The sequence below is a fragment of the Pseudomonas sp. LBUM1670 genome, from assembly GCF_059695695.1.
Genome location: NZ_CP166783.1, coordinates 1,499,943 through 1,523,718 on the forward strand (window position 1 = coordinate 1,499,943; position 23,776 = coordinate 1,523,718).

Consider the following 23,776-nt stretch of genomic DNA (forward strand, 5'->3'; position numbering starts at 1 on the left):
CACAGCTAAAAAGAATAAAACCTACAGGAGTGTTCTCCGTGAGCCGCCTGCTATTGAACTGCGACATCGGCGAGAGTTTCGGCAACTGGACCATGGGTCTGGACGCCGAGGTCATGCCCTTCATCGACTGCGCCAACATTGCCTGCGGCTTCCATGCCGGCGACCCGAGCATCATGCGCAAGACCGTCAGCCTGGCCCTGAGCAACGGCGTGCAAATCGGCGCCCATCCGGCCTATCAGGATCTGGCGGGTTTCGGCCGTCGCTCCATGGCGTACACCGCCCAGGAACTTCAGGACATTCTGCACTACCAGATCGGCGCCCTCGACGGCCTTTGCCGGGCTCAGGGCGGGCGTGTCAGCTACGTCAAACCCCACGGCGCGATGTACAACGACATGATGGCCAACCCGGCGCAATTGCGCGCTGTGCTGCAAGCCGTGGCGTCTTATGACAAGACATTGCCGCTGATGCTGATGGCCACCCGCGACAACAGCGCCGCGCAGCAATTGGGTGATGAGTTCGGCGTGACGCTGTGGTTCGAAGCCTTCGCCGATCGAGCTTACGACAGTGCCGGCAGGCTGGTCTCGCGACAACTGCCGGGCGCGGTGCATCACGATCCGGAAACAATCATCGAACAGGCGCTGACCATTGCTCGTGGCGATACCCTCACCGCCAGCGACGGCAGCGCCTTGCACTTGCAGGCCAACACGCTCTGCGTGCACGGCGACAACGCCAGTTCGGTGGCAGCCGTGCGCCGGATTCGTGAAGCTCTTGATCAGCAGAGCGCACCATGAAACCGCGCATAGAAGTGGTCGCACTGGATTGCCTGATGGTGCGGCTGTTCGATGAAATCGCCGAAGCCAACATGCCGTGGATGCTTGCTGCCAGCGAGAATCTGCGTGCGGCGTTCGCTGCCCATCTGATTGATCTGGTGCCCTCGTACACGACGTTGATGGTGCATTACGATCTGAGTGCGTTGAGCCCGGCGCAGGCGCGAGAATTGATCGCCGAAGCACTGATCGATCTGTCGCCCAATACCCGCACCGGCGGCAAATGTCATGTGCTGCCGGTCTGGTATGACTTGAGCGTCGGTCCGGAGTTGAGCCTGTTGTCTCAGCGCAGCGGGCTGGCCGTGGAGGAGGTGATCCGCCGCCACAGTGAGCGTGAGTATCAGGTGTTCGCCTTGGGCTTCGCGCCCGGTTTTGCCTTTATGGGGCTGGTGGAGGAAGTACTCGCTGCACCGCGTCTGAATACGCCGCGCAAAAAAGTCGCGGCCGGCAGTGTGGGGATCGCCGAGCGGCAAACCGCTGCTTATCCGGTGGTGTCCCCCGGCGGCTGGAACCTGATCGGCCGCACCCCCGCCAGATTGTTCGATCGCGAACGCGACGGCTACAGCCTGATGCAACCGGGTGACACCGTGCGTTTTGAAGCGGTCGGTCATGCCGAGTTCATCAACCTGGGCGGCGACGACACACCATTGGAGGCGCAGGCATGAGCCGTCTGTTGATTGAAGCGAGTACACCGCTGTGCCTGTTGCAGGACGCTGGCCGGTTTGGCGTGCGGCATCTGGGTGTCACTCAGGGTGGCGCACTGGATTGGCGCTCGATGTCCTGGGCCAATTGGCTGCTGGGTAACGCGCTGGACGCACCGGTGATTGAAATCACCCTGGGTGGGTTCAGCGTGGTGGCCGAGGATGATTGCCTGTTGGCGCTGGCCGGCGCGGACCTTGGCGCGCAGCTGGACGGTCAGGCGTTGGCGCCATCGCGCAGTTTTAAACTGCGCAAAGGTCAGCGTTTGCAGTTCACTCAGCCGCTGCTGGGGGCGCGGGCTTATCTCGCGGCGCCGGGCGGGTTTGATGCGCCAAAGGTGTTGCGCAGCAGTGCGACGGTGGTACGTGAAGAGCTGGGTGGTCTGGACGGCATGGGCCGGGCGTTGGCCAAAGGTGCATCGTTGAGTTACTCCTCTGATGCGCCGCAGCTGGTGCGCGAGTTGCCGTTTGAGCAGATGCCGGATTTCAGGCTCGATTCACCCCTGGACCTGGTGATCGGCGCGCAGATCGGTGAGTTCAGCGGCCAGAGTCTGTTCGATGCGTTCAATAGCGCATGGACCCTCGACAGCCGCGCCGATCGGATGGGTATTCGCTTGCTGGGAACTGCCTTGGCGTATCAGGGCAAGCCGATGATTTCCGAAGGCATACCGCTCGGCGCGGTCCAGGTGCCGCCGGACGGGCAGCCGATTGTCCTGCTCAATGATCGGCAGACCATTGGTGGTTACCCGCGTTTGGGGGCATTGACGCCGTTGGCGTTGGCGCGGCTGGCGCAGTGTCTGCCGGGGGCGACGGTACGGTTGCGGCCGGTGGTGCAGGAGGTTGCGCATCGGCAGCACGTCGAGTATTTGCGCCGGTTTTCTGACCGCTAAAAGCTTCGCGAGCAAGCCCGCTCCCACATTGGATCTGTGCGTACACAAAACCAATGTGGGAGCGGGCTTGCTCGCGAAGGCGGCATCACTGGCAACAACGAACTCTATTTGGAGAGAAACCGCATCCCTTCTTCAAGCCCCCGCAACGTCAGCGGGTACATCTGATCATCAATCAAATCCCGCACGATATTGGTCGACGACGTATAGCCCCAGGTATCTTTCGGATACGGGTTAATCCAGATGAGCTTCTTGTACTTCTCCTTGAACCGCTGCATCCACACGTAACCCGCTTCTTCGTTCCAGTGCTCGACGCTGCCGCCGGCCTGGGTGATTTCGTAGGGCGCCATGGCGGCGTCGCCAATGAAGATCACTTTGTAGTCGGCGCCGTACTTGTGCAGCAAGTCATGGGTCGAGGTGCGCTCGGAGGTGCGGCGCATGTTGTTCTTCCACACCGACTCGTAAATGAAGTTGTGGAAGTAAAAGTACTCAAGATGCTTGAACTCGGTCTTGCAGGCCGAGAACAGTTCCTCACAGATCTTCACATGCGCATCCATCGAGCCGCCGATGTCGAACAGCAGCAACAGCTTGACGGTGTTGCGCCGCTCCGGCCGCATCTGGATATTCAGCAACCCGGCATCTTTAGCGGTGTGGTCGATGGTGCCATCGATGTCGAGCTCTTCCGCCGCACCCTGACGGGCAAATTTACGCAGCCGGCGCAGGGCAACCTTGATGTTGCGCGTGCCCAGTTCCACCGAATCGTCGAGGTTCTTGTACTCGCGCTGATCCCAGACCTTGACTGCCTTGCCCTGGCGCTTGCCGGCATCGCCGACCCGAATGCCTTCCGGGTTGAAACCGCCGGAGCCGAACGGGCTGGTGCCGCCCGTGCCGATCCACTTGTTGCCGCCGGCATGGCGTTCTTTCTGTTCTTCCAGACGCTTCTTGAACTCTTCGATCAGCTTGTCCAGGCCGCCAAGGGACTGGATCGCCGCCCGCTCTTCATCGGTCAGTGATCGCTCGAATTCCTTGCGCAGCCAGTCTTCAGGGATCAACGCCTGAAGGTGGTCGTCGAGTTTTTCCAGGCCATTGAAGTAAGCACCGAAGGCTCGGTCGAACTTGTCGAAATGCTTTTCGTCCTTTACCAGAATCGTCCGGGACAGGTAGTAGAACTCGTCCATGTCGGCGAAGGTTACGCGCTGTTTCAGCGCGTTGATCAGGTCCAGCAGCTCGCGCACCGAGACGGGCACCTTGGCTGCACGCATTTCATTGAACAGGTTGAGCAGCATGGCGTTAGCCCCCCGCTTTTGTTAAAAAAAAGCAGAGCTTAGCGAGTACCGCGACGGCTCATGAACGCCAGACGCTCAAGCAATTGCACGTCCTGTTCGTTCTTTACCAAAGCACCGGCCAGCGGCGGAATCGCCTTGGTCGGATCGCGTTCGCGCAGCACCGCTTCGCCGATGTTGTCGGCCATCAGCAGCTTCAGCCAGTCCACCAGTTCGGAGGTCGATGGCTTTTTCTTCAGGCCCGGCACCTTGCGCACGTCGAAGAACACGTCCAGCGCTTCGCTGACCAGATCCTTCTTGATATCCGGGTAGTGCACGTCGACGATCCGCTGCATCGTGACGCGATCCGGGAAGGCGATGTAGTGGAAGAAGCAGCGGCGCAGGAACGCGTCCGGCAGTTCTTTTTCGTTGTTGGAGGTAATGATGATGATCGGGCGCTTTTTGGCCTTGATGGTCTCGTCGATCTCGTAAACGTAGAACTCCATCTTGTCGAGTTCTTGCAGCAGGTCGTTCGGGAACTCGATGTCGGCCTTGTCGATTTCATCGATCAGCAGAATCACCCGTTCTTCGGACTCGAAAGCCTCCCAGAGCTTGCCTTTTTTCAGGTAGTTGCGAACGTCGTGGACCTTTTCCGTGCCCAGCTGCGAATCGCGCAGACGGCTGACCGCGTCGTACTCGTACAGGCCCTGATGCGCCTTGGTGGTGGACTTGATGTGCCAGGTGATCAGCTTGGCGCCGAAGGACTCCGCCAACTGCTCGGCCAGCATGGTCTTGCCGGTGCCCGGCTCGCCCTTGACCAGCAGCGGACGCTCCAGGGTGATGGCGGCGTTGACCGCCAGCTTCAGGTCATCGGTGGCGACGTAGGCCTGGGTGCCTTCGAACTTCATCTGCTAATCCTCGAACGGTAACGCCGACCTGACAGGGCAGGGCGGGGTGCAGTAATTGTAGTACCCGACTATAACGCGCTGCCCGGTCGACTGTGAACGCAGACGGCTTATTCAGTCCCTGAATGGGGCGTCACATATTGACTCAGTCTCGGCGGCTGGCCAGTATTTAGCTATCGCAATTGCTGGAAGCGCAGGCCTTCAAAGGTGCAACCCCGGGCAGTGCTCGTGAAGCCGTGCCCCGATCATTGGCCCTGGCCTGTCTGGGCTGGGATTTTTTGCAGCAGCGAGACCAGGCGCGGGCAGCCGAAGAGACCGGCCGCTATACCGTTACGCGCAGACCTTAACTGTTATCTGGCTTCGACCGCTCATATCGGGCATTGAAGGCTTGAACGAAACCGTTGCGCAATATCTGCAAAAACGCCTGGAACGCGCTGATATCTTGTCGATGCACATTTCCGCTCAGTTCCACGCGCGTCGCAAACTGATTCTTGCCCTGGTTTTTCAGCACGTTTTCGGTTCCACCGACGATGGCTTCCCAAATGGAGCGGAAAATCCCTTTATCCTTGTTTTCCACATCCTGCTGCCAATTAAACACGTCGACGTCCTTTAACAGCGGTTTGATGTAGCCGGTCAATTTGGCCTTTTTCGCTTGCGCTTCAATCACCACATCACCGTGCCCGGCATTGAAATCGAACTTGCCATAGGCCGAGGCGAAGTCGTTCATACGCTTGAGCTGGATGTTCCTGGCCCGCAGGCGGAACTCGAAGTCTTCAAAGTTACTCAGCGGGTCGAAAGTCGCGGTGGTTTCCAGTGGTGCGTGGCCCAGCAACAGCGCTTTACCTTCGAAGCGTGCGTCGCGCTTGCCGTCTTTGTCGGCGACGTTGGTCAGGTTGTAAATGCTGGCGTTGACCTGGGTCGCATTCATGTTGACGGGGGGCTTGGAATTGAAGTTTCGAAAGCTGATCTTGCCGTCGAAGATTCGTATTTCGTCGAAGGTGATCGGCGCCAGTTTGCTCAATTGCGCACGCCAGTCGGTACCCTGACCGGTTTGCGAGTTTTGCTTGTTGGCACCGCCGTCGACGAAGTTCACCTCAGGGTTGAAGAACTGCACCTTGGCCACGACGGCGTGGTCGTACCAGAGCGAGTGCCAGCTGACAGAAAGGTCGATCAACGGCGCATTGACGAATGGCACCGGGACCTTGCCGTCGACCTTGACGATTTTCAGCCCGTTGATTTTGTAGGCGCCGCGCCACAGCGCCAGATCTACGTCGGTGATCTGTCCGCGGTAGTCGCCCATGTCGGCGAGCTTGTCGTTCAGGTAGTCACGCACCATGTAGGGCAGGGCAAAATGCAGGGTAATCAGTAGCACAACGAGGCCGAGGAGGGTCCACAGGGGCCAGCTGTATCGACGTTTCATGATGGCAAATCTCCGACGATGTAAAACCATTGACTGCGGTGGTCACCGGACGTTCGACCCGACTGGACGACCACGAGCAACAGGCATACCGTGAAGGGCTAATTCAACGCTGCATAAGGACCCAGCCATGAGCCGTATTTTTGCTGACAACGCCCATTCCATCGGTAATACGCCGCTGGTGCAGATCAACCGTATCGCTCCGCGTGGCGTGACCATCCTGGCCAAGATCGAGGGTCGCAATCCTGGTTATTCGGTCAAGTGCCGGATCGGAGCGAACATGATCTGGGACGCCGAAGGCACCGGCAAACTCAAGCCTGGCATGACCATCGTCGAGCCCACTTCCGGCAATACCGGCATTGGTCTGGCGTTCGTTGCCGCAGCACGGGGCTACAAGCTGATGCTGACCATGCCGGCGTCCATGAGCATCGAGCGTCGCAAAGTGCTCAAGGCGCTGGGCGCAGAACTGGTGCTGACCGAGCCGGCCAAGGGCATGAAAGGCGCGATCGAAAAGGCTGCCGAAATCGTCGCCAGCGACCCGTCCCTGTACTTCATGCCGGCGCAGTTCGAGAACCCCGCCAACCCGGCCATCCACGAGAAAACCACCGGTCCGGAAATCTGGAACGATACCGACGGTGCGGTCGATGTGCTGGTGGCAGGCGTTGGAACGGGCGGAACCATTACCGGCGTTTCGCGGTATATCAAGAATACCCAGGGCAAGCCGATTCTGTCGGTGGCGGTGGAGCCGGTGGTGTCGCCAGTGATCACTCAAGCAATGGCCGGTGAAGAGATCAAACCGAGCCCGCACAAGATTCAGGGTATCGGTGCCGGTTTTGTGCCGAAGAACCTGGACTTGTCGATGGTGGACCGTGTCGAACTGGTGACCGACGATGAATCCAAAGCCATGGCCCTGCGCTTGATGCAGGAAGAAGGCATTTTGTGCGGTATCTCTTGTGGTGCTGCCATGGCCGTGGCCGTACGCCTGGCGGAAACCCCGGAAATGCAGGGCAAGACGATCGTGGTGATCCTGCCCGATTCTGGCGAACGCTACTTGTCGAGCATGCTGTTCAGTGACCTGTTTACCGAGCAGGAGAATCAGCAGTAGGAGCTGCCGCAGGCTGCGATCTTTTGATCTTATGGTCGGGGCTGATTCAAGTCAGCCCCCGCTCAGGAGACTTATGGTAACAAGTGCTTTATTGCACAATCCTGAACAATGAATGTTGAGTTATGCGGGTTATTCCCTTGGCCGGTAATGTTTATCATCACCGGCTGCCACGTCGGGTAAATGGCGTTGTGCAGAGTTGGTTATTATCAAGGAGGTGTAGATGACCTTTTCTTTTGCCGCGAAGGCGTCGCTGTTGCTGCTGTTTATGGGCAGCACGCTTTATGTGCATTTGCGCGGCAAGGCGCGTTTGCCGGTCTTGCGTCAGTTCGTCAATCACTCAGCGCTGTTCGCGCCTTACAACGCGTTGATGTATCTGTTCTCCAGCGTACCGTCCACGCCCTACCTGGACCGCAGCAAATTCCCGGAGCTGGACTTGCTCAAGGACAACTGGGAAGTCATTCGCGGCGAAGCGATGCATCTGTTTGACGAGGGTTACATCCGCGCCGCCGAAAAGAACAACGACGCCGGGTTTGGCTCTTTCTTCAAGAAAGGCTGGAAGCGTTTCTACCTCAAGTGGTACGACAAACCCCTGCCATCGGCCGAAGCGTTGTGCCCGAAAACCGTGGCTCTCGTCAGCAGCATTCCCAACGTCAAGGGCGCCATGTTCGCGTTGCTGCCCGGCGGCAGTCATCTCAACCCGCACCGCGATCCGTTTGCCGGTTCCCTGCGTTATCACCTGGGGTTGTCGACCCCTAACTCTGACGATTGCCGAATTTTCGTCGATGGTCAGGTTTATGCCTGGCGCGATGGCGAAGATGTGATGTTCGATGAGACCTACGTGCATTGGGTCAAGAACGAAACCGAGCAGACTCGGGTGATCCTCTTCTGCGACATTGAACGCCCGTTGAGCAACCGCCTGATGATCCGTCTCAACCGCTGGGTCAGCGGGTTGTTGGGGCGCGCCACGGCGCCGCAGAACCTCGACGATGAGCGGGTTGGCGGGATCAACAAGGCTTATGCCTGGACCAAGAATTCCAGTGACAAGATCAGCGGCGTGGTCAAGCAGTGGAAGCGTCGTAACCCCAAGGCGTACCGCGTGCTGCGACCTGTGCTGGCGGCGGTGGTGTTGACGGGGTTGGGGTATTGGTTATTTGGGTGATGTATCCGAAAAAAACCGCTCCTTGTGAGCGGTTTTTATTTTTATTAGGTAAAGATGAACGACGCCCCTGCGAGGACCCCCATCGGCTCTTCGGCTACGGGGTTTTCCAGCGTATCTCTGATACGACGTAAAACATTCTCTGGTAACTCTGTGGGAGGTCGCTTCCGAGCTATCTTGATCGGTTGTCTATCTGAAGTATTTTTTTCAGCGAGAGCTTTCATTTAACCTCCAGTATTGATCATTAAATGAGCAGTTGGCCCGATATTAGTCGCACTCCATAAGCATCACAAGCCGACCTTCCAGGTCGAACTCAAAGCCAAGCTGCTGATAGATCGCGATAGCCCCTTTTACGGGCTCCTGAATTTCGATCTGCCTGCTGCCAATGATTTGCGCAAAGTGAGTAACGGCGGTCAGTGTGAACGAAGCAATCAGACTCTTCAGGGGATGGCCTTTTTCTGGATTACCCTCCAATCGTACAATCTTCACACGTTGACGGCTCTGGTTCGGATTCGCAAAACACAACCCGCATAACTCCTGATCAAACCAGATCGCCAGATCGAAACACATCGGCTCTTTGGCCTTCCATCCAACGACCTCATTCCATGAAAAGTGCGAATCGTTCCATTGTTGGAATGCGTTCAATGCTTGTGCATTGATCGCTTCGAAACGAATCCTGGAGAAATCGAAACCGACTTGCCCGGTATGTTCCAGTTCTTGATAAAGTCGGGAGAGGGTGGCAGTTGCGAGCTTTCGAGCATTTGATCTGTACAACTGATACCGAAGTTGAGTCCGTTCCCTTGGCATTTAATCTTTAGCATTCCGTGTCCCCGCTATCGGGCGTTTGTGTTCCTTTCCAAGGTAGGGAACTCGAAGCGAGCTGTCGCTACTGGCCCTTTGTCCAAGTCATTGCAATCCATGTCCCCTGCTGGTTATAGTCGGCGCTCGGTGGTTTCCAACCCACCGTCCACCTCATCAAAAAAGATCAGCCCATGTCAGCTTCCCTCATCAACGCGGTAGTCGATTCAGCGGTCAACGCTGGCGTCGTGCCGTGCGGGAATCAGCAGCCTGTGCAGATCAGTCATTACCCCCCACCTGTCCGTAGCGCGCCGGTGTGCGCAGTCGTATCACCGCCGGGCGTTGGCTTTTCGGGCTGATCAGCATCTGTTTGCTGTTCACCCTGCCTGCCTGAAAAAACTACTGGATTTCAGCTTCGGCTGAGTTGGCTTCTTGCCTGACTACAGGTGGTATTCATGTTTGTCCTTTCGAAAAAGTCCGCGCTCGCGGCGGCGTCCACGAGCCTGTTCGTCCTGCTGTGGAGCAGTGGGGCGATTTTCTCCAAATGGGGCCTGGCCCACGCGTCACCCTTTGCCTTTCTGCTGATTCGCTTCGCCATCGCGCTCTGTGGATTGGTGCTGCTGATACCGTTGCTCAAGCTGAAACTGCCCAAGGGCGGCAAACCCATGCTGTATGCGATGGCCACGGGCGTGGTGTTGCTGGGGGCTTATCAGATTTTCTATCTGCTGGCCCTGGACCTGAAAGTCACGCCGGGCGTGATGGCCACGATCATGGGCGTGCAGCCCATTCTTACGGTGGTGATCATGGAGCGGCAGCGGTCAGCCAGCCGAATGTTCGGTCTGACCCTGGGCCTGGCCGGTCTGATCATGGTGGTTTACCAGGGCATCGGTCTGGCGGGCATGTCGCTGGCGGGGATGCTCTTCGGTTTGCTGGCGTTGGCGAGCATGACGTTCGGCTCGATCATGCAGAAACGCATCACTGAAAATCCCCTCGGTACGTTGCCCGTGCAATACCTCGCGGGCTTGTTGCTCTGTGGGATCTTCGTGCCGTTCCAGCCTTTTCACTTCGAGCACAGTAGCGGCTTTGTCGTGCCGGTGTTGTGGATGGGGCTGGTGGTGTCGGTGCTGGCGACGTTGCTGCTGTATCGGCTGATCGCCCGGGGTAATTTGGTGAATGTCACCAGTCTGTTCTACCTGGTGCCGGGGGTGACGGCGGTGATGGACTATCTGTTTTTCGGCAACAAACTTGCGGTATTGAGCATGCTGGGAATGGTGCTGATTATCGTCGGTCTGGTGTTTGTATTCCGTAAGACAGGGTAAAGCGGTCGGGGCATATCCATTTCTGCGGTTACGGCTTCTGGCGGTTTCGCCCTTACGGCGAGTCACTTGGAAAAGCGCCAAGTAACCAAGCGCTTTTGCCCCTTTCGTTCGGTGCCTCGCCTAGGCTCGGCATGCCCTCGCTCCGGTCCTGCTCCGTGGGCCCGCCGCCATCGGCCATCCATGGCCGGGGGAGGCTAACCCGGCATCCATGCCGGGTTGCCCACTACGCAGAACCTCCACTCGGCCTCTCGAGGGGGCAAGTAGATCAAAAGCCAGATCAAAAGCTACAGCGAGGCGGCCTGATAGCCGACCTGACGTTTAGTCCGGTCATGTCATTGGCGGTAAACGGCGAACACTAATCCCATGCCCCCACAAAAATCTAACTGTGGGAGCGGGCTTGCTCGCGAAGGCGTCATCAGCAACACCACATCACTAACGGGCCACCACCCCAGCGGCCTTCGCCACCGTCCGCTTCAACACCAACCACAACGCCGCCGCAATCAACACCCCGCCATAGACATGCGCCATCGACAGCGGCTCATCCAGCAACAACGCCCCCCACAATACCCCGAACGGCGGAATCATGAAGGTCACGGTCATCGATTTCACCGGCCCGATCGAACTGAGCAGCCGGAAGTAAATAATGTACGCAAAGGCCGTGCACCCAAGGCCCAGACCCAGCAACGACAGCCACACACTCCAGCCGCCCCAGCTCGCCGGAGGCTGGCTGATCACGCTGTAGCCGAACAGCGGCAGCAGAAACAAGGTCGCTCCGAGCATGCTGCCCAGCGCCGAAAGACGGCTGTCCAGACCGCCGGCCTGATCGAGCCAGCGGCGGGCGAGGAAACCGGCGAAGCCATAGCAAGTCGTGGCGAGCAGGCAGGCGAGGGCGCCCATCAGCAATTGCAGGTCGAACGCCACCGGGCCGGCACGGGTCAGGATGCCGACGCCGAACAGGCCGAGGAACACCCCGCCAAGCTTGGCTACGGTGAGTCGTTCACTGAAGAACAGGCCGCCGATCAACACGCCCATCAATGGCGTGGTGGCGTTGAAGATTGCCGAATAACCGGCCGGCAGCACCTGGGCCGCCACGGAGTAGAGGGTCGCCGGAATCCCGGAGTTGATCACCCCGAGCAACATCACGGTTTTCAATTTGCCTTTGAAATCCCAGCTGATTCGCATCAGCCCGATAATCACCAGCAACCCGACCGCGGCGATCGACACCCGGAAAAAAGCAGTGGGGATCGTGCCAATCACTGGGGCGATAATGCGCATGAACAGAAAGCTCGCGCCCCAGATGGCGGCAAGCGACAACATACGCAGAATATCGACGGGGTTCACAACGCGTTCCTTCCTTGATTGGCGCGCAAGTGTCGCGCCAGTCAGGTCGCAAGGCAATGGTTGCTTTGCGTCACAAAGGAACACTAAGCTCAGGCCCAATAATAAGCATCAGCCGCCGAGGTTTTACCTATGCCGCAGCAATGGCCAGCCGCCGACATCGCCCGCATGATCCTCGATGGCTTTGACGATTACCGCGAGCATTTCCGTCGAATCACCGACGGTGCCCGGGCCCGCTTCGAGCAGGCCCAGTGGCAGGAGACGCAAGTCGCCTCGGCGGCGCGGATCAACCTCTACGAAGAAAAAGTCAGTGAAACGGTCGACCGGCTGCACATCGCTTTCGACGCCGACACGCTGGATGTCAGCTGCTGGCCGCTGGTCAAAAGCGCCTACATCAGCCTGATCGACCTGCGCTTCGACGATGAACTGTCCGAGACCTGGTACAACTCGATCTTCTGCGGGCTGTTCAGTCATGACCTGATCAGCGACGGCTGCATGTTCATCCACACCACCCGGCCGAGCCTGCGCCGGGCGCGCGCCGCACAGACCCGCACCTACAAACCTCAGGGGCAGTTGTCGGGCATGTTGGCGAACATTTTTGCCGACTACCGCTTCAGCGAGGATTACGCCGATCTGACGGGCGATCTGCGTCGTCTCGAAGCGCAACTGCGCGAGAACCTGCCGGACTGGGTGTGCAAGGATCCGGAACTGAACGTCGAGCTGTTTTCCTCGGTGCTCTACCGCAACAAGGGCGCGTACCTGGTGGGCCGAATCTTTACCCGGGAGGAGCAGTGGCCGCTGGTGATTCCGCTGCTGCACCGCGAAGGGCGGGGGATTCAGATCGATGCGTTGATCACCGATGAAGCGGACGTGTCGATCATCTTCTCGTTCACCCGTTCGTACTTCATGGTCGACGTGCCGGTGCCGGCGGAGTTTATCGGTTTCCTGCGGCGCATTCTGCCGGGCAAACACATCGCCGAGCTGTACACCTCGATCGGTTTCTACAAACACGGTAAATCCGAGTTTTACCGGGCGCTGATTAACCACCTGGCCAACACCGACGACCAGTTCATCATGGCCCCCGGTGTGCGCGGCATGGTGATGAGCGTGTTCACCCTGCCGGGGTTCAACACCGTATTCAAAATCATCAAGGACCGTTTCTCACCGTCGAAAAACGTCGACCGCGCCACGGTGATCGAGAAGTACCGTCTGGTGAAAAGTGTCGACCGGGTCGGGCGCATGGCCGATACCCAGGAGTTCGCCGACTTCCGTTTCCCGTTGAGCAAGTTCGATCCGGCGTGCCTGGAAGAATTGCTGGAGGTGGCCGCGTCCACGGTTTCGGTGGAGGACGACACCGTGTTGATCCGCCACTGCTGGACCGAACGGCGGATGACACCGTTGAACCTGTACCTGGAAAACGCCAACGAGGCGCAGGTGCACGAGGCGCTGGAGGATTACGGTCTGGCGATCAAACAACTGGCGGCGGCGAACATCTTTCCCGGCGACATGCTGCTGAAAAACTTCGGCGTCACCCGTCACGGGCGCGTGGTGTTTTATGACTACGACGAGATCTGCTTCCTGACCGAAGCCAACTTCCGCCACATCCCGCAACCGCGCACGCCGGAAGACGAGATGGCGTCCGAACCGTGGTATTCGATCGGACCGCTGGATGTGTTCCCCGAGGAGTTTCCGCCGTTCCTGTTCGCCGATTCCGGTCAGCGACGCTTGTTCGATCAGTTGCATGGCGAGTTGTACAACGCCGATTACTGGAAAAGCCTGCAAGAGGCGATTCTTGCCGGCAAAGTGATCGACGTGTTCCCGTATCGGCGCAAGGGCCTCGACAACGAGTAGGTATACCGTTTCTGTTGTCGGGGCTGACGCCTTCGCGAGCAAGCCCGCTCCCACATTGGATCTTCGCCGTGGCACAAATCCAATGTGGGAGCGGGCTTGCTCGCGAAAAGGTCAGGCATGCTGTCGTGTCATGCGCCTGACCATCATTTATGCGCCCAAATCTGCGACAATCCGCCCCCTGCGCCACTAGACGACTTATTGCGTACCTGATGACTGACGAATCGCCTTCAATCGACAAACTGCTGAAAAACCTCGATCACGCCATGCTCGCCGACCGCCACCGGCTGCGGCGCCAGTTGCTGGAGCTGCGCAAGAAGCCCGACGAGGCCAAGCTGGCCCAGTGGGTGACGCGCATGCAGGCGTCCTGTGATCAGGTGCTGGCGCGACGTGCCAGCCTGCCGGTGATTCGTTACGACGACAGCCTGCCGATCGCCGCCAAGCGCGACGAAATCAAGGAAGCGTTGCTCAAGCATCAGGTGCTGATCATCGCCGGCGAAACCGGCTCGGGTAAAACCACCCAGTTGCCGAAAATCTGCCTGGAAATCGGTCGCGGCCAACATGGCCTGATCGGCCACACCCAGCCGCGTCGAATTGCGGCGCGCAGTGTCGCCAGCCGGGTCGCCGAAGAACTGGCGACGCCGTTGGGCGCGCTGGTCGGCTATCAGGTGCGGTTCGAGGATCAGAGCGATGCCAACACCCTGATCAAACTGATGACCGACGGCATCCTGCTGGCGGAAACCCAGAACGACCGCTACCTCGAGCGCTACGACACGATCATCGTCGACGAAGCTCATGAACGCAGCCTCAACATCGACTTCCTGCTCGGTTACCTGAAAACCCTGCTGCCCCGTCGTCCGGACCTGAAGGTCATCATCACCTCGGCGACCATCGACCTGGAGCGCTTCTCCAAGCATTTCGACGATGCGCCGATTGTCGAAGTCTCCGGCCGCACCTTCCCGGTGGAAACCTGGTATCGCCCGCTGACCCTGGAACAGGATGAAGAGGGCAACCGCGTCGAGGATGACTTGACCGTGGACCAGGCGATCCTCGCGACCCTCGACGAAATCGCCGCGTTCGAACGCAGCGAACGCAAGAGCCCCGGCGATGTGCTGGTGTTCCTGCCCGGCGAGCGCGAGATTCGCGACGCCGCCGACATGCTGCGCAAGGCCCAACTCAAACACACTGAAATCCTGCCGTTGTACGCGCGGCTTTCGCCCGCCGAACAGCAGCGGATTTTCCAGTCGCACCCGGGGCGTCGCGTGGTGCTGGCGACCAACGTCGCGGAAACTTCGCTGACAGTGCCGGGCATTCGTTACGTAATCGACAGCGGCACTGCGCGCATCAGCCGTTACAGTTACCGCGCCAAGGTCCAGCGGCTGCCCATCGAAGCGATTTCCCAGGCCAGCGCCAACCAGCGTAAGGGTCGTTGCGGACGGGTCGAGCCGGGCATATGCATCCGCCTCTATGGCGAGGAAGACTTCATCGGTCGCCCGGAATTTACCGATCCGGAAATCCTGCGGACCAACCTGGCCGCCGTGATCCTGCAGATGCTGCACCTGCGCCTCGGCGAGATCACCGATTTTCCGTTTATCGAGCCGCCGGATGGCAAGGCGATCAGCGACGGTTTCAACCTGCTGCAAGAACTCTCGGCGGTGGACCGCAACAGCCAGCTGACCCCGCTGGGGCGCAACCTGGCGCGTTTGCCGGTAGACCCGCGCATGGGCCGCATGCTGCTGGAAGCGGCGAAACTCGGCAGCTTGCAGGAAGTGCTGATCGTTGCCAGCGCCATGTCGATTCAAGACCCACGCGAGCGTCCGCCGGAGCGCCAGCAAGCGGCGGATCAGGCCCACGCGCAATGGAAAGACGTGGACTCGGACTTCGCCGGGCTGGTCAATCTGTGGCGCGGTTTCGAAGAGCAGCGCCAGGCGTTGACGGCCAGTCCGCTGCGCAACTGGTGCCGCAAGAATTTCCTGAATTACCTGCGCCTGCGCGAGTGGCGTGACTCTCATCGGCAGTTGAGCCTGATCTGCCGCGACATGCAACTGAGCCTCAACAAAGAGCCGGCGGATTACCCGAAACTGCACAAAGCCGTGCTCTCGGGCTTGCTCAGCCAGATCGGCCAGAAAACCGATGAAGGCGATTACCTCGGCGCCCGTCAGCGGCGGTTCTGGATTCACCCGTCATCGGGCCTCGGCAAGAAGCGTCCGCAATGGCTGATGACCGCCGAACTGGTGGAAACCACCAAGCTCTACGCACGCATGGTCGCCAAGATCGACGCCGACTGGATCGAGCCGCTCGCCGGGCACCTGATCAAGAAAAACCACTTCGAACCCCATTGGGAGAAGAAGCGCGGTCAGGTCGTGGCGTTCGAGCAGATCACCTTGTTCGGGCTGATCGTGGTCGGTCGCCGGCCAGTGCATTACGGGCCGGTCGATCCGGTGGTCTCCCGCGAGTTGTTCATTCGTGAAGCGCTGGTGCGTGGCGAGATTCAGTCAAAGGCCAAATGCCTGACGGCCAACAAACAACTGCTGGAACAACTCGACGAACTGGAAGCCAAGGCCCGTCGTCGCGACATCCTGGCCGATGAAGAAACCCTGTTCGCCTTCTACGACGCGCGGCTGCCGGCGGAGATTCACCAGACGGCGACCTTCGATAGCTGGTATCGGGTCAACAGCCAGAAAGATCCGCAGTTGCTGATCATGCGCGAAGAAGACGTGCTGGCCCGCGAGGCCAGTGAAGTCACCGCTGCACATTACCCGGACACCTTGCACATCGGCGATCTGGAACTGGCGCTCAGTTACCATTTCGAACCGAACCATCCGCGCGATGGCGTGACCCTGCGTGTGCCGGCGCCGTTGTTGCCGATGCTGCCGCCGGAGCGCCTGGAATGGCTGGTGCCGGGTGTGATCGAGGCCAAGTGCATCGCGCTGGTGCGCAATCTGCCCAAGGCGCTGCGCAAGAATTTCGTACCGGTGCCGGATTTCGTCAAAGCCGCGTTGCAACGCATGACCTTCGCCGAAGGTTCGCTGCCTCAAGCGTTGGGTCGCGAGTTGCTGCGCATGACCGGTGCGCGGGTCAGCGATGAAGCCTGGGCTGAAGCGGCGCAGCAGGTGGAAAACCATTTGCGGATGAACCTGGAAATCGTCGACGGCCAGGGCAAGTTCCTGGGCGAAGGACGTGATCTGGCGGAGCTGACCGCTCGATTCGCTGAAGCGAGTCAGGCTGCATTGGCCGTCCCGCAAACGGCGAAAAGCCAGCAACCGGTCGAGGCGAAAGTCTTCGCGGCTGTGGCGCAAAAGACTCAACAGAAGATTGCCGGGTTGTCGATGACAGTGTATCCGGCGCTGGTGGAAGAGGCCGGCACGGTCAAGGAAGGGCGTTTTTCCACGCCGGCCGAAGCCGAGTTCCAGCATCGCCGCGCCTTGCAACGCTTGCTGATGCAACAACTGGCCGAGCCGGCGAAATTCCTGCGCGGCAAGTTGCCGGGGCTGACCGAACTGGGCCTGATGTACCGCGACATGGGCCGCATCGACAGCCTGGTGGAAGACATTCTGCTGGCCAGTCTCGACAGCTGCATCCTTGATGGCGAAGAACCGTTGCCGCGTGATGGCGCCGGACTGGCGGCGTTGGCCGAGCGCAGGCGTGGCGGCTGGACCGAGCACGCCGAGCGGCTGGCGAAACTGACCCTGGAGATTCTCAAGCTCTGGCACGGTCTGCAGAAGCGCTTCAAGGGCAAGATTGATCTGGCGCAGGCCGTGGCCCTGAATGACATCAAGCAGCAGCTCAGTCATCTGGTGTATCCGGGGTTTGTCCGCGAAACGCCGATGCAGTGGCTCAAGGAGCTGCCGCGTTACCTGAAAGCCATCGAGCAGCGGTTCGAGAAACTCGGTGCCCAGGTGCAGAAGGATCGGGTCTGGAGCGGTGAGTTGTCCGGCCTCTGGACCCAATACCAGACCCGCGCCGGCAAACACGCCCAGGAAGGCAAGCGCGATCCGCAGCTTGAGCTGTATCGCTGGTGGCTGGAGGAATACCGGGTTTCGCTGTTTGCGCAACAGCTAGGGACCAAAGTGCCAATCTCCGACAAACGCCTGAACAAGCAATGGACCCAGGTCGAGCCATAGCACAATACCTGTGGGAGCGGGCTTGCTCGCGAATGCGGTGTGTCAGGCAACGTTGATGTTGAAGCTGACGGCCTCTTCGCGAGCAAGCCCGCTCCCACAATAGGTACGCCACAGCTCTCGCAAAAGGCGCCAAACCCCAACGTTTATGGCAAACTTCGCGCCTATAAACGCCGGCCCCGCGGTTTTGAGCCTCTCAAGGCTCGGGCGGAACGGATTAAAGCGATGCCAGGTTTGATTCCTCTGACGGGAACAGACCCTTTATGCGTTGGTGCGTCGGTGCCAACGCTTTCTGACTGAACAGTTTAGAGAAACGACCATGCATAATGTCGTCATCAGCGGCACCGGCCTGTACACCCCGGCCAACAGCATTTCCAACGAAGAGCTGGTGCAGTCTTTCAACGCTTACGTCGCGCAATTCAACGCCGACAACGCTGACGCCATCGCCCGTGGCGAAGTCGAGGCATTGACCGAGTCAAGCGCCGCGTTTATCGAAAAAGCCTCCGGCATCAAAAGCCGCTTTGTCATGGACAAGGACGGCATTCTCGACCCGCAACGCATGGCGCCACGCCTGCCGGAGCGCTCGAACGACGAGTGGTCGGTGCTGTGCCAAATGGCGATCGGCGCGGCCGAGCAAGCCTTGCAGCGCGCCGGCAAAACCGCTGCCGACATCGACGGCGTGATCGTTGCCTGCTCCAACCTGCAACGCGCCTACCCGGCCATCGCCATCGAAGTTCAGGAAGCGCTGGGCATCCAGGGTTTCGGTTACGACATGAACGTCGCCTGTTCCTCGGCGACTTTCGGTATTCAGGCGGCCGCCAACAGCGTGCAACTGGGCCAGGCCCGGGCGGTCCTGATGGTCAACCCGGAAGTCTGCACCGGTCACCTGAACTTCCGCGACCGTGACAGCCATTTCATCTTCGGCGATGCGGCCACCGCGGTGATCATCGAGCGCGCCGACCTGGCGACGTCCAAGTACCAGTTCGACGTGGTCAGCACCAAGCTGTTGACCAAATTCTCCAACAACATCCGCAACAACTTCGGCTTCCTCAACCGCGCGGCGGAAGAGGGTATCGGTGCCAAGGACAAACTGTTCGTGCAGGAAGGTCGCAAGGTGTTCCGTGACGTGTGCCCGATGGTGGCCGAGCTGGTCGCGACTCATCTGGAAGAAAATCAGCTTCACGTCAGCGACGTGAAGCGCTTCTGGCTGCACCAGGCCAACCTCAGCATGAACCACCTGATCGTGAGGAAACTGTTGGGCCGCGAAGCCACCGAACAGGAAGCCCCGGTGATTCTCGACACCTACGCGAACACCAGCTCCGCCGGTTCGGTGATTGCGTTTCACAAGCATCAGGATGATCTGGCCGCCGGTTCGCTGGCAGTGCTCAGCTCGTTTGGCGCCGGGTACTCGATTGGTAGCGTGATTCTGCGCAAGCGCTGATTTCAACTGTAGGAGCGAGCTTGCTCGCGATGGTCGTTAACGATAACGCTTGAAACCTGACACCCCGTGGCGTTCTTGAGTTCATCGCGAGCAAGCTCGCTCCTACAGGGGATCAGCAAAAACAAAAAAACTCGCGCTGCTGTATCGGACGGATGATGGGGACCGATACAGCAACGCGAGTTAGTAAAAGCAGTTCGGGCTTCCTTGCCCGAACCGTGTAGCAGGGATCAGAACTTGGCTTCGGCATCCAGTTGCAGGGTGTTGATTTTCGAATCCCGCAGAGTGGCGTTGGTGTAGTCGGAATCAGCCATGAAGTACGTCGCGCCGAGGGCGAAGTTCTTGTCGATCTCGTAGTTCACTTTCAGCTTGCTGCCGCGCGAACCAGTGAAACCGTTGGCGAAGTCGGAGTCGGTGAAGGCGCCGACCACCGCGTTACGTTGTACGTCGCGATAGTTGTAGTCCACGCCGAAGCCGAAGATCTTGGTCTTGACACCGGCCAACCAGCCCATGTCCTGATCGTTGCTGGCACTGTCGTTGTTGACAATTTGCCCGTATAGCGACAGCGGCATTGGCAGGCCGCCGAGATCGATCTGACCAAAGCCTTCGTACACTTTGAACTCTTCGCCCGCGCTGTTGCCGTTGACGGCCAGTGTGGCGGTGTCCTCGTCGTTGTCGTAAGCGTAGACGCTGCCACCCAGTGTCATTTTCAGGTTGTCAGTGATCGCGAAGCGCGCGCCCAACTGGCCCGCGTACAGACGCAGGTCGTGACGGAACTGCTTGCCTTCGCCGTCAACGTTGTCCTGGAGGGTGTAGTGGCCGGCGCTACCGAATAGCTCGGTGCTGCCGCCCAGCGGGTATTTGTAAGTCGTTGCCAGACCTTCCGGGCTGATGTCGCTATCCCAGATGATGTCGCCCATGCTCACCCATTGTTGTGGCATCTTGCCGCCAACGAGGTGCAGGTTCTTGATGGCGTCAGGGTGGTAGTCGACGTAGCCCTGGTCCAGCCAGATATCTTTCTTGGAGAAGTTGCCTTCCAGACTCTGGTTGGTGGAGCGAGCATCGTTGTTGTTGCCAGTGGCGATGCGAATGCCGGTGTCCACTTGCGGGTTGATTTCAGTGTAGGCACCCAGGCGGGCACGAATACGTTGACGATCCTGGTCGCCGGTGTTCGATACGCCATCGTTCTTGACCGTTTCCTGACGGAAACGCACGTCACCCTTGAACTGGGTCTTGGCGGCCCACGCCAGCTTCTGGTCGAAGGTGCTCAGCTCATTGGTTTTCTTCGCTGTTGCTGCGATCTGCTCGTTGCTCTCTTGTTGAGCCTGGCGGGCGATTTGCTGTTCTTTCTGATCCCGGGCCAGTTCGGCTTGCAGTTCGTTGTACTGCGCATTGTTAATCGAACCGTTAGCCTTCAGCATGTCGAGCAGTTTGGCGTCGACTGCGGCACTGGCCGGAACACTCATGGCCAGCAACAGTCCGCCACACAGGGCCGCCGCAGTTTTCGTGGAAGCAAGACGCATATCAATCTCCGAAGATGAAAGGGGATGACTGAGCCATCCGGGGCACAACCGACCGTTGAAGGGCGGAAACAGTGGCCGGGCTAGAACCCGACGCTCTAAAAACTGGCGTCAGTATCGCGATGGATTATGACAAAGCGGTGGCAATGTGATGGCGTCTCGATGACGAAACAAAGCTTTTACGAACTTTTTACTCGCCGGTCTGTCGGCGGATCGCGGGGGTGTGGCGCAGGCGTCGATAAGCGATACTCGCAGGGCTTTACGCCGCGAAGTGGAGAGAAGTGGATGCCGTTGCAACGTCTGGAAAAACTGTCTGATATAGCACCGCACACTTGGGATGCCCTGGTGCCGGATGCTCAGCCGTTTCTGCGCCATGCCTTTCTCGGTGCACTGGAGGACAGCGGCAGCGTCGGTTCGCATTCCGGGTGGCAGCCCGAGCATTTGCTGCATATGGAAAGTGGCCGGTTGATCGCCGCGCTGCCCAGTTACCGCAAATGGCACTCCTACGGCGAGTACGTGTTCGATCACGCCTGGGCCGATGCGTGCGAGCGTGCCGGCATCGACTATTACCCCAAATTGCTGACTGCCGTGCCCTTCAGTCCGGTCAGCGGGCCGCGTTTGCTGGCGGCCACGGTTGAGGACGGTTTCGAACTGCTGAAGAGTTTGCCCGGCTACCTTGAGATCGAAGAACTCTCCAGCGCTCACATCAACTTCACGGACCCGTTCACCGACGCAGCACTGGCCGAACAACCCGGCTGGCTGCAGCGCATCGGCTGTCAGTACCACTGGCAAAATCGCGGGTATCGGGATTTTCAGGACTTCCTCGACGTCCTCAGCTCACGCAAGCGCAAGCAGATGCGCAAGGAACGCGAGCAGGTGGCAGGGCAGGGCTTCGAATTCGAATGGCTGGAAGGCCGGCAACTGGATCAGGTGCAGTGGGATTTCATTTACGCCTGTTACGCCAACACCTATGCAGTGCGTCGGCAACGGCCTTATCTGACGCGAGAATTTTTCAGCCTGTTGGCCGAACGCATGCCGGAATCCATCCGTGTGGTGCTGGCCAAACAAGGCTCACGCCCGGTGGCGATGGCCTTCAGCCTCGTGGGCGGCGACAGTTTTTATGGACGTTACTGGGGCTGTCTGGCGGAGTTTGACCGTCTGCACTTCGAGACGTGTTTCTATCAAGGCATGGACTACGCGATTGCCAACGGCTTTCAGCGTTTCGATGCCGGCGCTCAGGGTGAGCACAAGCTGATTCGCGGGTTTGAACCGGTGATTACTCATTCCTGGCACTACTTGCGCCATCCTGGCCTGAAAGCGGCGGTAAAGGACTTTCTTCATCAGGAACGGCTCGGGGTGTTGGCGTATGCCGAGGAAGCGAGGACTGCTTTGCCTTATAGGCAAGACTGATCCTTCGTCCGTGGGCTCAGATGCCTTTCTTGCTGGAATTCCAGCGAGCATGAAAAAACCGCCAGGGCCTGTGGCTGGCGGGCTGTGGCGGTTTTTTTGGATTGGGGGGCATATCCGTTTCTGCGGTAACGGCGGCTTATGGTTTCGCCCTTACGGCGAGTTATTTGGAAGAGCCCCAAGTAACCAAGGGCTCTTGGCCGAATGGCACTTACTTAGCTGCCGGCAACGTCATTTACGCTGTGAAATTGGAGAAGGCTGGCCTTGGTCTACGGTGATAGTTGCGAACACACGCCGAAAACCAAGGACACAGCCCAGATGAATCGTAGACGCCAAATTGTTCAGCATCAACAACATCGCCTGCGTCAGCACGCCTCCAACGCCGACGCCTACGCATTCTTCGATTTGCTCACGGCCCCGCAGCTATTGCCCGTTGTAGAGTCCTCACTGCCCGAGCATCGGGAGCGGTTGTTTCCGCCGACCGAAACGCTTTCCATGTTTCTCGCCCAGGCGATGGGGGCTGACCGCTCCTGTCAGAATGTCGTCAATGATTTTTCAATAAAACGCGTCTGTGGAGGCTTGAGCCCTAGCAGTACCAGGACCGGGGCCTATTGCAAAGCCAGAAAACGACTGCCTGTCGAAATGGTCTCTACATTGCTCCATCACACGGGCGCGTTGATCAGCGATCATGCCCCGACATCCTGGCGCTGGCTGGACAGGCCGGTACGACTGGTGGATGGCACTACGATCAGCATGCCCGACACGGCGGCAAACCAGGCCGCCTACCCTCAATCTCGTGGTCAGAAAGTCGGTATTGGTTTTCCACTGTCTCGAATGGTCGGTATCGTTTGTTTGTCCAGTGGCGCTGTCTTAAATGCTGCCGTGGGCCGTTTCCAAGGCAAGGGCGGGGATGAGCAGACGCTCCTCAGGTCGATGCTGGATACGCTGAAAACAGGCGATATCCTTTTGGGCGATGCCTATTACGCCACTTATTTTCTGCTTTGCGAATTACAGCGCAGAGGCGTGGACGGTGTGTTTGAACAATACGGTATACGTCGGCGCAGTACTGACTTTCGACTGGGCCAAAGTTTGGGCACAGAAGATCACCTGATCGAATATCAAAAACCTGCGCGACGACCTGTGTGGATGAGCCAGCGGTATTTTGAACAGGCCCCGGAGCGATTGCAGGTTCGGGAACTTAGAGTGGATGGCAAAACCTTGGTTACCACCCTGAGGTGCCCCAGGCAGGTACCGAAGACGGCGCTCAAGTCGCTGTACAAGAACCGCTGGCATGTGGAGCTGGACTTACGCAATCTCAAAGCGACGCTGGGCTTGGGGAAGCTGAGCTGCAAGACGCCGGATATGGCTATCAAGGAGCTGTGGGTTTATTTACTGGCGCACAACCTGATTCGAATGATCATGGCGCAGTCGGCCGCACTGGCAGACTGTTTGCCACGAGAGCTGAGCTTCAAGCACAGCCTCCAGCTTTGGCTGGCACTGAGGCAATACGGCGATCCCGGAAGAGACAATTTTTTAACATTGCTGGAATTGATCGCCCAACGACGCGTTGGAAATCGCCCGGGCCGCATCGAGCCGCGTGCTGTTAAACGACGACCCCAAGCCTACCCTTTGCTGACCAAGCCACGTTCGCTGGCAAGGGCAGAGGTTCGGGCGAATGGTCATCCGAAACACGTTAAGTAAGTGCCATTCGGGCAAGAGCCCTTGGTTAC

Annotated in this window: 17 protein-coding genes; 11 read left to right on the top strand and 6 right to left on the bottom strand. The window is 58.9% G+C overall.

Annotated elements, in window-relative coordinates; genetic code table 11:
- Window positions 1–38: 38 nt before the first annotated feature.
- Genes ACA073_RS06890 through ACA073_RS06900 form a run of 3 tightly spaced genes read left to right on the top strand, consistent with a single transcriptional unit; the run spans window position 39 to window position 2,415 of the window.
- The gene (locus tag ACA073_RS06890) at window positions 39–791 is read left to right on the top strand and encodes a 5-oxoprolinase subunit PxpA (RefSeq protein ID WP_497402585.1); all 753 of its coding nucleotides are present in this window, start codon (window positions 39–41) and stop codon (window positions 789–791) included.
- Window positions 788–1,492, top strand: coding sequence for a 5-oxoprolinase subunit B family protein (locus ACA073_RS06895; RefSeq protein WP_497402587.1), 705 nt, complete (start codon window positions 788–790; stop codon window positions 1,490–1,492). The genes ACA073_RS06890 and ACA073_RS06895 overlap by 4 nt, the downstream gene beginning before the upstream one ends.
- The gene (locus tag ACA073_RS06900; RefSeq protein ID WP_497402589.1) at window positions 1,489–2,415 is read left to right on the top strand and encodes a 5-oxoprolinase subunit C family protein; all 927 of its coding nucleotides are present in this window, start codon (window positions 1,489–1,491) and stop codon (window positions 2,413–2,415) included. Before ACA073_RS06895 ends, ACA073_RS06900 begins: the two co-directional genes overlap by 4 nt.
- Window positions 2,416–2,519: 104 nt before the next feature.
- Here the strand turns inward: ACA073_RS06900 and ACA073_RS06905 are convergent, their stop codons facing one another.
- The 3 genes from ACA073_RS06905 to ACA073_RS06915 form a co-directional block, all read right to left on the bottom strand.
- Window positions 2,520–3,698, bottom strand: coding sequence for a vWA domain-containing protein (locus ACA073_RS06905; protein ID WP_497402591.1), 1,179 nt, complete (start codon window positions 3,696–3,698; stop codon window positions 2,520–2,522).
- A gap of 38 nt (window positions 3,699–3,736) precedes the next feature.
- On the bottom strand, window positions 3,737–4,582 hold the full coding sequence (locus ACA073_RS06910) for an AAA family ATPase (RefSeq protein WP_007984829.1): 846 nt from the start codon (window positions 4,580–4,582) through the stop codon (window positions 3,737–3,739).
- 340 nt (window positions 4,583–4,922) lie between these two features.
- A complete protein-coding gene (locus ACA073_RS06915; RefSeq protein WP_497402593.1) occupies window positions 4,923–5,999 on the bottom strand; it encodes a DUF748 domain-containing protein in 1,077 nt (358 codons plus the stop codon).
- Window positions 6,000–6,126: 127 nt separating this feature from the next.
- On the opposite strand from ACA073_RS06915, the gene cysK reads away from it, so the two are divergent.
- Together cysK and ACA073_RS06925 are read left to right on the top strand one after the other, a co-directional pair.
- The gene (cysK, locus tag ACA073_RS06920; RefSeq protein WP_497402595.1) at window positions 6,127–7,101 is read left to right on the top strand and encodes a cysteine synthase A; all 975 of its coding nucleotides are present in this window, start codon (window positions 6,127–6,129) and stop codon (window positions 7,099–7,101) included.
- Window positions 7,102–7,321: 220 nt separating this feature from the next.
- Window positions 7,322–8,260 carry an aspartyl/asparaginyl beta-hydroxylase domain-containing protein gene (locus tag ACA073_RS06925; protein ID WP_497402597.1) on the top strand — a complete coding sequence of 313 codons (939 nt, stop codon included), beginning with the start codon at window positions 7,322–7,324 and terminating at the stop codon, window positions 8,258–8,260.
- A gap of 264 nt (window positions 8,261–8,524) precedes the next feature.
- Here the strand turns inward: ACA073_RS06925 and ACA073_RS06930 are convergent, their stop codons facing one another.
- Window positions 8,525–9,064 (bottom strand): hypothetical protein, encoded by a 540-nt coding sequence (locus ACA073_RS06930; RefSeq protein WP_497402598.1) that lies wholly within the window; start codon window positions 9,062–9,064, stop codon window positions 8,525–8,527.
- 446 nt (window positions 9,065–9,510) lie between these two features.
- On the opposite strand from ACA073_RS06930, the gene ACA073_RS06935 reads away from it, so the two are divergent.
- On the top strand, window positions 9,511–10,374 hold the full coding sequence (locus ACA073_RS06935) for a DMT family transporter (protein WP_497402600.1): 864 nt from the start codon (window positions 9,511–9,513) through the stop codon (window positions 10,372–10,374).
- A gap of 432 nt (window positions 10,375–10,806) precedes the next feature.
- Here ACA073_RS06935 and ACA073_RS06940 read toward each other — a convergent pair whose 3' ends face one another.
- Entirely contained in the window at window positions 10,807–11,715 is a 909-nt protein-coding gene (locus tag ACA073_RS06940; protein ID WP_497402601.1) for a DMT family transporter, read from the bottom strand.
- A gap of 129 nt (window positions 11,716–11,844) precedes the next feature.
- On the opposite strand from ACA073_RS06940, the gene aceK reads away from it, so the two are divergent.
- From aceK to ACA073_RS06955, 3 genes are all read left to right on the top strand, one after another.
- On the top strand, window positions 11,845–13,563 hold the full coding sequence (aceK, locus tag ACA073_RS06945; RefSeq protein WP_497402603.1) for a bifunctional isocitrate dehydrogenase kinase/phosphatase: 1,719 nt from the start codon (window positions 11,845–11,847) through the stop codon (window positions 13,561–13,563).
- Window positions 13,564–13,772: 209 nt separating this feature from the next.
- Entirely contained in the window at window positions 13,773–17,684 is a 3,912-nt protein-coding gene (gene hrpA / locus ACA073_RS06950; protein ID WP_497402604.1) for an ATP-dependent RNA helicase HrpA, read from the top strand.
- Window positions 17,685–18,000: 316 nt separating this feature from the next.
- A complete protein-coding gene (locus ACA073_RS06955; RefSeq protein ID WP_497402606.1) occupies window positions 18,001–19,122 on the top strand; it encodes a beta-ketoacyl-ACP synthase III in 1,122 nt (373 codons plus the stop codon).
- A 227-nt stretch (window positions 19,123–19,349) separates the two neighbouring features.
- Here the strand turns inward: ACA073_RS06955 and ACA073_RS06960 are convergent, their stop codons facing one another.
- Window positions 19,350–20,642, bottom strand: coding sequence for a putative porin (locus ACA073_RS06960; RefSeq protein ID WP_497402608.1), 1,293 nt, complete (start codon window positions 20,640–20,642; stop codon window positions 19,350–19,352).
- Between the two features lie 282 nt (window positions 20,643–20,924).
- Here ACA073_RS06960 and ACA073_RS06965 point away from each other — a divergent pair, with 282 nt between their 5' ends.
- Together ACA073_RS06965 and ACA073_RS06970 are read left to right on the top strand one after the other, a co-directional pair.
- Window positions 20,925–22,049, top strand: a complete 1,125-nt coding sequence (locus ACA073_RS06965; RefSeq protein WP_497402609.1) for a GNAT family N-acetyltransferase — start codon at window positions 20,925–20,927, stop codon at window positions 22,047–22,049.
- A gap of 315 nt (window positions 22,050–22,364) precedes the next feature.
- Window positions 22,365–23,747 (top strand): IS4 family transposase, encoded by a 1,383-nt coding sequence (locus tag ACA073_RS06970; RefSeq protein ID WP_497404001.1) that lies wholly within the window; start codon window positions 22,365–22,367, stop codon window positions 23,745–23,747.
- The last annotated feature ends 29 nt before the right edge of the window (window positions 23,748–23,776 follow it).

Bases quoted from the DNA above. Each gene is read 5' to 3' on its own strand.
- ACA073_RS06925 (WP_497402597.1), top strand. From the start codon at position 7,322: ATGACCTTTTCTTTTGCCGCGAAGGCGTCGCTGTTGCTGCTGTTTATG.
- ACA073_RS06935 (WP_497402600.1), top strand. From the start codon at position 9,511: ATGTTTGTCCTTTCGAAAAAGTCCGCGCTCGCGGCGGCGTCCACGAGC.
- ACA073_RS06965 (WP_497402609.1), top strand. From the start codon at position 20,925: ATGCCGTTGCAACGTCTGGAAAAACTGTCTGATATAGCACCGCACACT.
- ACA073_RS06905 (WP_497402591.1), bottom strand. From the start codon at position 3,698: ATGCTGCTCAACCTGTTCAATGAAATGCGTGCAGCCAAGGTGCCCGTC.
- aceK (WP_497402603.1), top strand. From the start codon at position 11,845: ATGCCGCAGCAATGGCCAGCCGCCGACATCGCCCGCATGATCCTCGAT.
- ACA073_RS06970 (WP_497404001.1), top strand. From the start codon at position 22,365: ATGAATCGTAGACGCCAAATTGTTCAGCATCAACAACATCGCCTGCGT.
- ACA073_RS06960 (WP_497402608.1), bottom strand. From the start codon at position 20,642: ATGCGTCTTGCTTCCACGAAAACTGCGGCGGCCCTGTGTGGCGGACTG.
- hrpA (WP_497402604.1), top strand. From the start codon at position 13,773: ATGACTGACGAATCGCCTTCAATCGACAAACTGCTGAAAAACCTCGAT.
- ACA073_RS06930 (WP_497402598.1), bottom strand. From the start codon at position 9,064: ATGCCAAGGGAACGGACTCAACTTCGGTATCAGTTGTACAGATCAAAT.
- ACA073_RS06915 (WP_497402593.1), bottom strand. From the start codon at position 5,999: ATGAAACGTCGATACAGCTGGCCCCTGTGGACCCTCCTCGGCCTCGTT.
- ACA073_RS06895 (WP_497402587.1), top strand. From the start codon at position 788: ATGAAACCGCGCATAGAAGTGGTCGCACTGGATTGCCTGATGGTGCGG.
- ACA073_RS06900 (WP_497402589.1), top strand. From the start codon at position 1,489: ATGAGCCGTCTGTTGATTGAAGCGAGTACACCGCTGTGCCTGTTGCAG.
- ACA073_RS06910 (WP_007984829.1), bottom strand. From the start codon at position 4,582: ATGAAGTTCGAAGGCACCCAGGCCTACGTCGCCACCGATGACCTGAAG.
- cysK (WP_497402595.1), top strand. From the start codon at position 6,127: ATGAGCCGTATTTTTGCTGACAACGCCCATTCCATCGGTAATACGCCG.
- ACA073_RS06955 (WP_497402606.1), top strand. From the start codon at position 18,001: ATGCATAATGTCGTCATCAGCGGCACCGGCCTGTACACCCCGGCCAAC.